The following is a 13,239-nucleotide window of genomic DNA, read 5'->3' as shown; positions in this document are numbered from 1 at the left end:
GATCGGAAAATGTGTAACATATCGACTACGCCGCCAACGAGGGCGGCACGACGAGGGGCCTCATGGTTGGAATCGCGGACGTCGCCCGTCACGCCGGGGTCTCGACGGCGACGGTGTCACGCGCTCTCAGCGGTGCCCACAACGTGTCGCCGGCCACGCGCCTGCGGGTGGAGGCATCCGCTGCCCAGCTCGGTTACGTCGTATCGTCGACAGCGTCGAGCCTCGCCTCCGGTCGCATGAAGAACATCGGTGTGGTCGTACCGTTTTTGAACCGGTGGTTTTTCGCGAGCGTCGTCGAGGGTGCTCAGCAAGCCCTGCAACGCCACGGCTACGACCTCACCCTCTATAACCTCACGGGCGGGCTCGAGGCCCGCCGCAGCGTCTTCGAACACTTCCTGCTGCGCCAGCGAGTGGATGCCGTCATCGCGGTGTCGCTGGAATTGACCGAGCACGAGGTGGCCCGTCTGCACGCCCTCGACAAACCGCTCGTCGGGGTCGGCGGCCCGCTGGCCGGCGTGCCAACCCTCACCGTGGACGACCTCGCCGTGGCACGCCTGGCGACCGAACACCTGATCGCTCTCGGCCACACCCGAATCGCCCATATTGGCGGGGACAAGGCCTTCGACCTGGACTTCAACCTGCCGACGAACCGGCGCTTCGGCTACGAAGCGGCGCTCGCGGCGGCCGGGATCACAGCACGCCGGGAGGACTATCGCCCGGCCGACTTCACCACGGCGGGCGGATACCAGGCTGCCAAGCAACTGCTTGGGCGGCCGCACGAACGCCCGACCGCCATTTTCGCCGCCTCCGACGAAATGGCCATCGGCAGTGTGCTCGCCGCCCGTGACCTCGGACTCGGTGTGCCCCGCGACGTGTCGGTGATCGGGGTTGACGACCACGAACAGGCGGCCTTCTTCGGGCTGAGCACGGTCGCGCAGTTTCCCAGGCAGCAGGGCGAGAAAGCCGTTGAGGTGCTCATGGAAGAACTCCGACCGCACCTGGAGCCGCGTACCGGGCTCAATATCAACATGCCGTTCGAGCTCATCGTGCGCGCCAGTACGGCGCGGCCGCCGGAGTAGTCCCGGCCGCGAGCAGATTACGCGAGCAGGTTAGGCGGGCGGTGACCAGCGGGCGGCGGCGTAGTCGACGCGATACGCGGCATCCGTTTTCGTGATGAGAACCGGCGTGTTTTCGGCGCGGTAGTGCGGTAGCGCCTGGGTCTCATGCCCGATCGGCGGATGCCCGCCGGCGCGAATCACCCGCCACCAGGCCGCATCAGAGCCGTAACGAGCCATGACTTGCCCGACCGCGCGGGCCGCGCGGGAACCGAGCTGCGCGGCCACGCCGCCGTAGGTCATCACCCGGCCGGGCGGGATGGAATCGACCACGCCGAGCACCCGGGACACGAAGTCGTCGGGCTCAGGCGTGCTCATCTGAGGCTCGACGCGGCTCAGAGCTTCAGCGAGCCGATGACTTCGCCGTACTGGGTCTCGCCGACATCGACGAAGCCCAGGCGGTGAAAAAAGGCCTCCGGGCCGTCGGCACCGGGCTCCCAGATGACGTTGACGTGGTCGAAGCCGCGATCACGGGCTTCAGCGGCGAGGGCTTCAGCGGCGAACTTGCCGACACCCTGACCCTGCGTCTCCGCGTTGACGTTGATGCGCCAGATGCAGGCGCGAAATTCTTCGTGCTCGGAGTTCGGGTCGAAGTTGCCGTGGATGAAACCAGCGACGACGCCGTCGAGAAGTACCACGCGCTGCCACGAGGTGGCCGGGTTGATCACCGAGGCGGCGACCGAATACGAGACCGGTGCAATGAATTGTTCCTGGCCAGGCTTGAGGCTCAGATTGTTGGCCGCGACGATGTTTCGTGCAGATAATTCTTCCAGCTTCAGCTCACCCATGTGTTCAGGCTAACGTGCGCCCGGGGTGGCCGGTAGTCGAGAGGGCGTTTGGCCCCCGCAATTCACCTCGCAAATTTATCTCGATGTCAAGATAGTTACCGTCCTCTAGTAAGCTTGACGGTGGTCGTGACGGCCACACTGAATATAGAGGAGATATTTTTGTCGAAGATCAAGGTTGAGGGAACAGTAGTCGAGCTCGATGGCGATGAGATGACCCGCATCATCTGGCATGCCATCAAAGAAACGCTCATTCACCCGTACCTCGATATCGACCTCGAGTACTACGACCTCTCCATCCAGAAGCGCGATGAAACCAACGACCAGATCACGATCGACGCCGCCCACGCCATTCAGAAGCACGGCGTCGGCGTGAAGTGCGCGACCATCACCCCCGACGAAGCCCGGGTGGAAGAGTTCGGCCTCAAGAAGATGTGGCTCTCGCCCAACGGCACCATTCGCAACATCCTCGGCGGCACCATCTTCCGCGAGCCGATCGTCATCTCCAACATCCCGCGCCTCGTGCCGGGCTGGAACAAGCCGATCATCATCAGCCGTCACGCCTACGGCGACCAGTACAAGGCCACCAACTTTCGGTTCAAGGGCAAGGGCACGCTCAGCATGACCTTCACCCCGCAGGACGGCAGCGAGCCGTCCACGTTCGAGGTGTTCGAGGCCCCGGGCGACGGCGTCGCCATGGGCATGTACAACCTCGACTCGTCGATCACCGACTTCGCCCGCGCCACCCTGGCTTACGGCCTCGAGCGCAACGTGCCGGTCTTTCTCTCGACCAAGAACACCATCCTCAAGGCCTACGACGGTCGCTTCAAGGACATCTTCCAGGACATCTTCGACGCCGAGTTCAAGGCCGGCTACGAAGCGGCCGGCCTCACCTACGAGCACCGCCTCATCGACGACATGGTCGCCTCGGCCATGAAGTGGGAGGGCGGCTACCTCTGGGCCTGCAAGAACTACGACGGCGACGTTCAGTCCGACACCGTAGCGCAGGGCTTCGGATCGCTCGGCCTCATGACCAGCGTGCTCTCCACTCCCGACGGCAAGATCGTCGAAGCTGAAGCCGCCCACGGTACCGTGACCCGTCACTACCGTCAGCACCAGCTCGGCAAGCCCACCTCGACCAACCCGATCGCGTCGATCTACGCCTGGACCCGCGGTCTGTCGCACCGCGCCAAGCTCGATAACAACAAGGCTCTGGCCGAGTTCGCGTTGACCCTCGAAGACGTCGTCATCAAGACCGTCGAAAGCGGCAAGATGACCAAGGACCTCGCGCTCCTGGTCGGCCCGGAGCAGAAGTACCAGACCACCGAGGAATTCCTCGCCTCGCTCGCCGAGAACCTGCAGACCCGCCTGGCGTAGTCAGCACCAGCGTCTCGGAAGGCCTCGACCGTAATCGGTCGGGGCCTTCGTGCGTTCTGCGTGACTGCAGGCGAGGCTTTCCTCGGTGGCGCTCGGCTGCACCGCGCGGGAGAATGCAGTCATGTCCCGCCTCCTCGTGTTCGCACGCCGATATCCGCTCGTCGCCGCCACGGTGCTCGTCGGCCTGCTCGGGCTCGCGCTCGGAATCTTCGGTCAAGCGGATGCCGTGCGCTGGCTGTTCAGCGGGTTCGGCATCGTTGCCGCCCTCGTTTCGTCCGTCGGGATGGTACGTCAACTGGTCCGGGGCAGCTTCGGCGTCGACCTGCTCGCCATCATCGCGATCGTCGCTACCACCCTCGTGGGCGAATACGTGGCGACCCTCCTCATCGTGCTCATGCTGTCGGGCGGCGCGGCCCTCGAAGATTATGCCGCTGGCCGCGCTGCGCGAGAACTCGACGCGCTCCTGAAACGTGCGCCTCAGATCGCTCATCGCCTCGACCCTGACTCGGGTGAGGCTACGGATGTGCCGGCCACCGAGGTGCGCGTCGGCGACCTGCTGCTCGTGCGCCCGTCGGAAATCGTGCCGGTCGACGGGCAACTGCAGAGCGACACTGCCGCGTTCGACGAGTCCTCGCTTACCGGCGAGAGCCTCCCGGTTGAACGCAGCGTCGGAGACCCGGTACTGAGTGGATCCATCAACGGGCAAATCGCAGCCACCCTGATGGCCACGGCGACCGCCGCGAACAGTCAGTACCAGCACATCATCGCCTTGGTCGAGGAGGCGTCAAGCAGTAAAGCCCCGGTGGTGCGCCTCGCCGACCGCTACGCCGTTCCGTTCACGGTGGGCGCTCTCACCCTGGCCGGTCTCGCCTGGGCGCTGTCCAACGATCCGGTGCGGTTCGCCGAGGTGCTCGTAGTGGCGACGCCGTGCCCGCTGCTGCTCGCCGCGCCGGTCGCGTTCATGGGCGGCATGAGTCGCGCCGCTCGGAACGGGATCATCGTCAAGGGCGCCGGCGTGCTCGAAGCCCTCTCCCGCGCCAAAACTATCGTCTTCGACAAGACCGGAACGCTCACCTACGGCACGCCCGCGATCAGCGAGGTGCGCCCCGAAGCGGGCTTCAGCGCTGACGAGCTGCTGACTCTCGCGGCGTCGGCCGAGCAGTATTCGAGTCACGTGCTGGCGGCATCCGTTCTTGGCGCCGCGCACGAGCGCGGTCTCGCGCTGCACACGGCGGACTCGGCGAGTGAGGCCGCAACCTTCGGCGTCGAGGCCCGATTCGGGCCCGGAACCGTGCGGGTCGGCAAGCTCTCGTTCATCAATGACGGGGCAGCGGATGCGACGGCTACGCACCTTGCCGGCGGCGAGCTGGCCATGTACGTCGCCGTGGACGGACGGTTCGCCGGCAGCATCGTGGCCAGCGACCGGGTGCGGGACAACGCCCGCCAGAGCGTCGCTGACCTCGCCCGTCTCGGCGTGCGGGAGAATCTCATGCTCACCGGCGATGCGCGCGCTACCGCTTTGCATGTGGCCGGCCAGGTGGGCATTGTGCACGTGCGAGCGGACTGCCTGCCGAGTGACAAAGTCGACGCTGTGCGGGCGCTGACCCGACGCCCGGTGATCATGGTGGGCGACGGCGTCAACGACGCTCCCGTACTCGCAGTCGCCGACGTTGGTATCGCGATGGGGGCCAAGGGCTCGACGGCGGCGAGCGAATCGGCCGACGTGGTCATTCTGCTCGACGATATCTCGCGTACCGTGCGGGCCGTGCGCATTGGCCAGGACACCGTTCGTGTTGCCTTGCAGAGCATCTGGCTGGGGATTGCCCTGAGCGTGGTGCTCATGGTGATCGCGGCGTTCGGCCTCATACCGGCGACGGCCGGAGCGATCAGCCAGGAGGTCGTCGACCTCATCACCATTCTGAACGCGCTGCGCGCCATCGGCGGTCGGCGCGATGCCGTGCGGGCTCGGCGGGCATCCGTTGGCGGTGCATCGGCCCCACTGGAAACCAGCGAAAGGGCAGACAGACCGGTACTCCCGGCAGTAGACAGACCCGTCTGATTCAGGGGCTACCCCGAGCCTGAATTGAGCATTGGTCAAGGTAACGATCGTGTTACCGAGCATTCTGCACCCTGTACGGGGGTGTCGCCCGTGCGATACGTTCACGAGCACGTTGTGCCCCGAACTGGGGCAGAGCGGCTAGCGCACTCCGATCCGATTGGACACGCACGTGAGATCACAGTTCAGGCGAACCACACTCCCGCCCGAAAGCCCGTATTTCGCTCCTCACCAGATGCGGCGGGTGATGGCACTCTGCGTGACCACGACCCTGGTTGCAGCCGGCGCCCTCGTGGGCGTGAGTGGCGTGGCGGCCGCCCCGATGGCTCCCGGCCTTGGCGGCATCATCGGCGCGGGCAGCCCGGTCACCGACTTCACCGACGGTCGCTACATCGTGACCCTGGCCGACAACGCTGTCGCCACCTACACCGGCGGTGTCGACGGTTTTGCACCGACCACACCGGATGCCGGCGCCCGCCTCGATCCGCACAGTCGCGCCTCGGCGAGCTATTCCGACTACCTGGCTGGTAAGCAAAAGGAGGTGGCGGCATCCGTTGATGCCACGATCGACTACTCCTACACCCTGGCCTTGAACGGGTTCGCCGCCGAACTGACCGCCGCGCAGGCGGCCAGGCTCTCGGCCGAGAAAGACGTTGTGGCCATCTCGCCCGACGAGCTCAAACACCTGACCGCTACCTCGTCGACCGAGTTTCTCGGACTCTCCGGCGATGACGGCGTCTGGGCGTCCACCGGCGGCGCCGACACCGCGGGCGAGGGCGTCGTCATCGGCGTGCTCGACACCGGTTTCGCACCGGAAAACCCCTCGTTCGCCGGCGACGCACTCGGCGGCACGGCCGGTGACGAGCCCTGGCTCGACGGTGACACAATCACCATGACCAAGAGCGACGGCACCGTCTTCACCGGCGAGTGCGTCACCGGCGTGCAGTTCGACGCCTCGGACTGCAGCACCAAGGTGGTCGGTGCGCGCTACTTCGTGACCGGCTACGGCGCCGATCGCATCGGCGGGGTCGACGAGGGCGAATACCTGTCGCCGCGCGACGGCGACGGCCACGGGTCGCACACCGCGAGCACCGCCGGCGGCAACCACGACGTGACCGCGACCATCAGCGGCCTGGACTACGGCCTCATCTCGGGCGTTGCCCCGGCCGCCAAGATCGCCGCCTACAAGGTCTGCTGGACGGCCGCTCCCGGCGGAGACGACGGCTGCGCCACCTCCGACCTGCTGGCCGGTATCAACCAGGCCGTCGCCGACAACGTCGACGTGCTGAACTACTCGATCGGCGGCGGAGCGGCCGACACCACGGTCTCACCGACTGACCAGGCCTTCCTCGGCGCGGCCGCAGCGGGCATCTTCGTGGCCGCCTCGGCCGGCAACTCCGGCCCCGGTGCGTCGACGCTCGACAACGCCTCCCCGTGGATCACCACGGTCGCCGCGAGCACTATCCCCGGCTACGAGGCCACCGCCACCTTCGGTGACGGCACCGCCTACGCTGGAGGCTCGATCTCGGTCGACCGCACCCCGGGCGCCACCCCGCTGGCCGGCACTCTCGTGCGTGGTGACCTCGTAGCGGCGGAAGGCCACGACCCGGCCGACGCCCTGCTCTGCGGCCCCGATTCCCTCGACCCGGCGCTCGTTTCCGGAACCATCGTGCTCTGTGAACGCGGCGTTTACGACCGCGTCGCGAAGTCCGCCGAGGTTTTGCGGGCCGGCGGCATCGGCACGCTGCTCGTGAACAGCGTTCCCGGCTCGGTCGACACCGACGAGCACAGCGTGCCCACCATCCACCTCGACTCCACATACTGGGAGGCGACGTATGCCTACGCGGGCAGCGCCGCGGCATCCGTTATATTCACCGACGGGAATACGACCAGCTACACGCCGCCGACACCGCAGGTGGCCGGGTTCTCCTCGCATGGGCCGGTACTCGCCGACGGCAGCGACATTCTGAAGCCCGACGTGACCGCGCCCGGCGTGGCCATTCTCGCCGACGGTCCGAACGCAGAGGGTGGCGAGCCGACCTGGCAGTTCCTCTCCGGTACGTCGATGTCGAGCCCGCAGATCGCCGGACTCGCAGCGCTGTATCTCGGTGAACGACCGCTCGCCACCCCCAGCGAGATCAAGTCGGCCATGATGACGAGCGCGTATGACACCGTCGATGCGGGCGGCGACACCGTCACCGACCCGTTCACCCAGGGTGCAGGTCACGTCGACCCGACGAGAATGTTCGAACCGGGCCTGCTCTACCTGAATGACACCGAGGATTGGTACTCCTACATTCAGGGCATCGGTTATGACGTCGGCGCCGACCCGGTGGACCCGAGCAACCTCAACCTGGCCTCCATCGCGATCGGGTCACTGACCGCGCCGGAGACCATCACCCGCACCGTCACGAGCACCGAGACCGGCACCTTCACCGCCCAGCCGGTGACGGTACCGGGCATCGACGCGGTCGTCTCGCCGGCCACGCTGAGCTTTGGCGCTGAAGGCGAATCGGCCAGCTACACCGTGACGTTCACCCGAACGGATGCCCCGCTCGATCAGTTCTCGACCGGCTCGCTCAACTGGGTGAGCGGCTCAGGGACGCTCGTGCACAGTCCCATCGCCATTCAGCCCGTTACCCTCGTCGCGCCGGCCACCGCCAACGGCACCGGGATTGACGGTTCGGTCGACGTGTCGATCACCCCCGGAGCCACCGGGGACATCGCGCTGAACCTGATCGGCCTCGCGGCCGGACTGCACCAGAGCGACCCGGCCGACCCGGCCAGTCCGAACACCGGATCCGGCACCGCCGGTGACGAGTTCAGCTACCAGGTGGAGGTACCGGAGGGTACCCAGCTCGCCCGGTTCGACCTCGACGCGGTCGACCAGACCGCCGATCTCGACCTGATCGTCTACCGCCTGAACGGTGACGGCGGTTCTCCGGTGGCCGGCTGGCAGTCTGCGACCGGATCGGCCGATGAACTCATCGACCTGGTCGACCCCGAAGCCGGTTTCTACCAGGTGATCAACTCCATCTACAGCGGAACGACCGCGTTCAACGTGAACACCTACTCGGTGCTCGCCGGCCCCGGCGCGGGGTCGTTCGCGGCCGCACCACCGGTCGTCGCGGGCCAGCAGGGCGTGGCGGCGACGTACTCGCTGTCCTGGTCGGGCCTTCTGCCCGAGACCGGTTACCTCGGTCTCGTCGGTTACGGTGACAGTTCGGTCTCAACGGTCGTCTCGGTCGCCAGTGGCGCAGCTCCCGAGCCGGAAGCGCCCGTGAACACGGCGTTGCCGTCGATCGAGGGCACCGCCGTCGTCGGCGCGAAACTGACCGCTCTGGCGGGAGAGTGGAACCTCGCCGGGCTGGCCTACAGCTATCAGTGGCAGGCCGATGGTCGCGACATCAAGAAGGCCACCAAGGTCGACTACACGCCGACCAAGTCGCTTGGTGGCAAGACGCTCACGGTGGTTGTCACCGCCCGGGCCGACGGGCTTCCGGCCGGCGCGGCTACCTCGGCCGGGGTCGTAGTGAAGTACTCCACCACCGTTGATGTGAAGGTCGATTCGAAGGCTAAGCCGCACTCCAAGGGCGCCACGATCAATGTGTCGGTGAAGACCGACGCACCGCGCTCGGCGTCGCTCGGCACAGTGCAGATTCTGGTCGACGATCAGAGCTACGACGTGGCCCTCGATCAGAGGGGCAAGGGATCGCTGACCCTGCCCGACCTGGACCGCGGCAGCTATACGGTTGTGGCGCAGTACGCCGGTACCGACCTCGTCGCCGCGGCGAACAGCAAGCCGCGCACGCTGACCGTGCGGTAGCAGGCGAGCGCCAGGCGCGCGCCGCGTGCATCCGTTTTTCAAGCGGATGCACGCGGCGCGCGTTGCGTGTGCCCGCTTGCGCACCCCCAGCCTGCGGTACCTGCGGAATGCCCCTATCCGGGGGTCGCCGAGCGCGCTACGGTCACCAGCGAACTGTCCCGCGCATCGGGACAGCGACACGTTCCTGTTGTGGAACGAGACCACCTCGCACCCTTATCGGATTGGACACCCACGTGAGTTCTTTCTTCAGGCGCACGATGTCTGCGCCGGATTCAGCGCTGAACCCAGCGCCAACATCCCGCTCGCGCCGCCGCGCCACAATCGCGGCCACCGTCGCCATCGCCCTGGTGGGCGCTTCCGTACTGGTCGGCGGCACCCTGCCCGCCGGCGCCGCCCCCGCAGCGACCGGTCTCTCCGGCAGCATCGCCTCTCCCGGCGGGCAGCGGATGGATTTCACCGCCGGACGCTACATCGTGACCCTCAGTGACGAGGCCGTTGCGCTGTATCAGGGCGGAGTCGACGGTTTCTCGGCCACCATGCCGGATGCCGGGGCCAAGCTCAACGCCCAAAGCCGCTCGGCCGAGACCTACAAGGACTACTTGACGCGCATCCAAAGCGAGGTGGCAGCATCCGTTGATGCCAAGGTGGCGTATTCCTACACGCTCGCCGTGAACGGATTCGCAGCGCAGCTCACCGGCAAGCAGGCGGCGGCCCTGGCCGTGAAGAAGAACGTGGTGTCGGTTGTACCCGACGCCCTCCGACACGTGACCGCCGAGTCGTCGACCGATTTTCTGCGGTTGAGCGGACCGAACGGACTGTGGTCCAAGCTCGGCGGAACCAGCGAGGCCGGTAAGGGCGTGGTGATCGGAGTGCTCGACACCGGCATCGCCCCAGAGAACCCGTCCTTCGCCGGCTCGCCGCTCGGCACGACACCCGGCGAGGAGCCGTGGCTCGACGGTGACACGATCACCATGAACAAGGCTGACGGAACCACCTTCACCGGCACCTGCCAGACCGGCGAGCAGTTCGCTGCGAGTGCCTGCAGCACCAAGGTGATCGGGGCCCGGTACTTTCTCGACGGCTTCGGAGCCGACCAGATCGGCGACGCGTCAACGGGTGAATACGTCTCCCCGCGGGACGGCGACGGTCACGGTTCGCACACCTCGAGCACCGCTGGCGGCAACGCCGACATACCGACGACCATCAACGGAGTCGACTTCGGCAACATCTCGGGGGTAGCCCCGGCTGCCAAGATCGCCGCCTACAAGGTGTGCTGGTCCGGCCCCGACAACACCGTCACGACCGACGACGGCTGCACGGACACCGACATTCTGAAGGCCATCGACCAGGCCATCTCCGACGGCGTCGACGTGATCAACTACTCGATCGGCGGCGGCCCCGCGCAGACCACGTTCTCGCCCACCGACGCAGCCTTCCTCGGCGCTGCTGCGGCGGGCATTTTCGTGGCTGCATCCGCTGGTAACGACGGTCCAACGGCATCCACCGTGGAGAACGCGTCACCGTGGATCACCACGGTCGCCGCGACGACGATTCCGTCGTATGAGGCGACGGCCACGCTCGGTGACGGTACGGCGTATGCCGGTGCCTCGATCACCGTCGACCGCACGCCGGGAGCCACCCCGCTCTCCGGCAACCTGCTGCGGGCCGACCTCGTAGCGGTGGACGGCTTCGACCCAGCCGACGCGTTGCTCTGCGCGCCGGGCGCACTCGACCCGGCCAAGGTGTCCGGCGGGATCGTGTTCTGCCAGCGCGGCGTCTACGACCGGGTGGCCAAGTCGGCCGAGGTGCTGCGGGCAGGCGGCAGCGGCATGCTGCTGGTCAACCGCACACCGGCCGACGTCGATACCGACGAACACTCGGTGCCGAGCATCCACTTGGACGCCCCCGCCTTTGACCCGGTCTTCGCCTACGCCGCAACGGCAGGCGCGACCGTCACGTTCACACCCGACAACACGACCGCCACGCAGACGCCGGTGCCCCAGATGGCCGGATTCTCCTCCCGCGGGCCGGTGACCGCCGACGGCGGCGACCTGCTCAAGCCCGATATCGCGGCGCCCGGTGTCAGCATTCTGGCCGACGGCCCCAACGCGGAGGGTGCCGACCCGACGTTCCAGTTCGAGTCGGGTACCTCGATGGCCAGCCCGCACATCGCCGGCCTCGCCGCACTGATCCTGGGCTTTCGGCCGCTCGCGACCCCGGCCGAGATCAAGTCGGTCATGATGACGACCGCGAAGAACACGGTCGACGCTACCGGTGCCCCGGTGACCGACCCGTTCGCGCAGGGTGCCGGGCAGGTCAACCCGTCCTCGTTCGACTTTCCGGGTCTGGTCTACCAGAGCGGTCCAGCCGACTGGCTGGCCTACCTGCAGGGGATCGGTTTCGACGCCGGCGTGGAGCCGATCGACGCCAGCAACCTGAACCTGCCGTCGATTCAGATCGGAGCGCTGACCGCGCCCGAAACCATCACCCGCACGGTGACCGCCGTACGGGTGGGCACCTACACGGCAGTCCCGATCGAGATCCCCGGCATCACCGCCGTTGTGTCTCCGGCCGAGATGACCTTCAGCGCCGTGGGTGAGAAGCAGAGCTACACGGTGACCTTCACTCGAACGGATGCTCCGCTCGACCAGTACGCCACCGGCTCGCTGGACTGGGGCTTCGGAAACAGTGGTTCGGGCGACCCGGGCGACTTCTTCGACGTGGTGCACAGCCCGATCGCTGTTCGTCCGGTCACCGTCGTCGCCCCCACCGAGGTGGCTGGCACCGGCCTCGACGGTTCGATCGACATCACCGTGGCCCCGGGCGGGTCAGAACCGGTAGCGCTGAACCTCAGCGGCCTGGCCAACGGGGTGCACCAGAACAACGCCGCGGACCCGTCCGCTCCGCACAGCGGTGAGGGCGCGACCGGCGACCAGTTCACCTACGAGGTGGAGATTCAGACAGGCCGGCTCGCCCGGTTCGACCTGAACGCCGTCGACGATTCGACCGACCTCGACCTGTTCGTGCTGCTGCTCGACGGCCCGGGAGGCAACCCGGTTGCCGGCTGGCAGTCGGCTACGGGGTCCGCCGATGAGCACGTTGACATCCCCACTCCGGAGGCCGGCTTCTACCAGGTCGTTGTGGACGTCTTCTCCGGTTCGACGGCGTTCGACGTGAACACCTTCTCGGTCGCGTCGGGGGTTCCCACCAGTGGGTTCACCGCGACACCGGCGACGATCCAGGGGCCGCAGGGCGTGCCGATCACGTACACGCTCAGTTGGGCCGGTCTCGTGCCGAACACGCCGTACCTCGGTGTGGTCGACTACGGCGACAGCACAGCCTCGACGATTCTCGCCATTGCGGCGAGCGAGGGTGACAACACCCAGGCCCCGGTGAATACCGTGGCGCCGAGCATTTCCGGTACGCCGGAGATCGGGTCGGTTCTGACGGCTGACCCCGGCCAGTGGAACGTCGAAGGTCTTACCTTCGGCTACCAGTGGCAGAGCAACGGCGTCGACATCACGGGTGCGACGTCAGCCACCTTCACGCCGACCAAGGCGCTCGCCGGAACGACACTGACCGTGGTCGTGACCGGGTTGGTGCCGGACGGGCCGAGCGCAGCGGCCACCTCGGCCGGTGTTCTGGTGAAGTATGCCGCCAAGGTCGCGGTGACGCTCAACCACCGGGCCGTCTTCTTCTCCAGCCGGGTCATCGTGTCGGTCACGGTCACCAGCAAGGGGGAGGTCGGTGACACCGCCACGGTGACGGTCGACAAGCGCCGGTTCACCGTGGCGCTCGACGCGAACGGGCACGGCAGCGTCACGCTGCCTAAGCTCGGTCGCGGCCTGTACAAGGTGGTCGGGCACTACGCCGGCAACGACGCGGTCGCTGCGGCGAACAGCCCGGCCCGCTCCCTGCTGGTCGTGCGGTAGCCCGCCGCCGGTGCTCGGGCCCCGTGCAATCTGCACGGGGCCCGAGCTTCGTCTCGTTCCCAACGGGTTCCGGTCTCTTTCTGAACGGGTTCGGTCTCTTTCTGGACGGGTTCGGTCTCTTTCTGGACGGGTTCCGGTCTCTTTCTGG

General features: G+C 67.0%; 7 protein-coding genes. 5 read left to right on the top strand and 2 right to left on the bottom strand.

Features of this window, described 5'->3' with window-relative positions:
• The first annotated feature begins 62 nt into the window (after positions 1-62).
• Positions 63-1,079, top strand: a complete 1,017-nt coding sequence (locus tag E3T35_RS11305; protein WP_134345287.1) for a LacI family DNA-binding transcriptional regulator — start codon at positions 63-65, stop codon at positions 1,077-1,079.
• 30 nt (positions 1,080-1,109) lie between these two features.
• Here E3T35_RS11305 and E3T35_RS11300 read toward each other — a convergent pair whose 3' ends face one another.
• The gene (locus tag E3T35_RS11300) at positions 1,110-1,433 is read right to left on the bottom strand and encodes an MGMT family protein (protein WP_092339297.1); all 324 of its coding nucleotides are present in this window, start codon (positions 1,431-1,433) and stop codon (positions 1,110-1,112) included.
• A 17-nt stretch (positions 1,434-1,450) separates the two neighbouring features.
• Complete coding sequence (locus E3T35_RS11295; protein WP_092339295.1) at positions 1,451-1,903, bottom strand: GNAT family N-acetyltransferase; 453 nt, start codon at positions 1,901-1,903, stop codon at positions 1,451-1,453.
• Positions 1,904-2,062: 159 nt separating this feature from the next.
• Here E3T35_RS11295 and E3T35_RS11290 point away from each other — a divergent pair, with 159 nt between their 5' ends.
• The 4 genes from E3T35_RS11290 to E3T35_RS11275 all read left to right on the top strand — a co-directional run bounded on the left by E3T35_RS11290 (position 2,063) and on the right by E3T35_RS11275 (position 13,091).
• The gene (locus E3T35_RS11290) at positions 2,063-3,277 is read left to right on the top strand and encodes an NADP-dependent isocitrate dehydrogenase (protein WP_134345286.1); all 1,215 of its coding nucleotides are present in this window, start codon (positions 2,063-2,065) and stop codon (positions 3,275-3,277) included.
• A gap of 121 nt (positions 3,278-3,398) precedes the next feature.
• On the top strand, positions 3,399-5,336 hold the full coding sequence (locus E3T35_RS11285) for a heavy metal translocating P-type ATPase (protein ID WP_134345285.1): 1,938 nt from the start codon (positions 3,399-3,401) through the stop codon (positions 5,334-5,336).
• A 256-nt stretch (positions 5,337-5,592) separates the two neighbouring features.
• Positions 5,593-9,159, top strand: a complete 3,567-nt coding sequence (locus E3T35_RS11280; RefSeq protein ID WP_241988819.1) for a S8 family serine peptidase — start codon at positions 5,593-5,595, stop codon at positions 9,157-9,159.
• A 257-nt stretch (positions 9,160-9,416) separates the two neighbouring features.
• On the top strand, positions 9,417-13,091 hold the full coding sequence (locus E3T35_RS11275) for a S8 family serine peptidase (protein ID WP_134379145.1): 3,675 nt from the start codon (positions 9,417-9,419) through the stop codon (positions 13,089-13,091).
• The last annotated feature ends 148 nt before the right edge of the window (positions 13,092-13,239 follow it).

Source organism: Cryobacterium sp. TMT1-2-2 (assembly GCF_004403505.1).
Lineage (GTDB): Bacteria > Actinomycetota > Actinomycetes > Actinomycetales > Microbacteriaceae > Cryobacterium > Cryobacterium flavum.
Note: the sequence above shows the minus strand (reverse complement) of the source record. Positions and strands in the feature narration are given on the sequence as shown.

Excerpts from the sequence above, each read along its gene's own strand:
- E3T35_RS11285 (WP_134345285.1), top strand. The coding sequence starts at position 3,399 with ATGTCCCGCCTCCTCGTGTTCGCACGCCGATATCCGCTCGTCGCCGCC.
- E3T35_RS11305 (WP_134345287.1), top strand. The coding sequence starts at position 63 with ATGGTTGGAATCGCGGACGTCGCCCGTCACGCCGGGGTCTCGACGGCG.
- E3T35_RS11275 (WP_134379145.1), top strand. The coding sequence starts at position 9,417 with ATGTCTGCGCCGGATTCAGCGCTGAACCCAGCGCCAACATCCCGCTCG.
- E3T35_RS11300 (WP_092339297.1), bottom strand. The coding sequence starts at position 1,433 with ATGAGCACGCCTGAGCCCGACGACTTCGTGTCCCGGGTGCTCGGCGTG.
- E3T35_RS11295 (WP_092339295.1), bottom strand. The coding sequence starts at position 1,903 with ATGGGTGAGCTGAAGCTGGAAGAATTATCTGCACGAAACATCGTCGCG.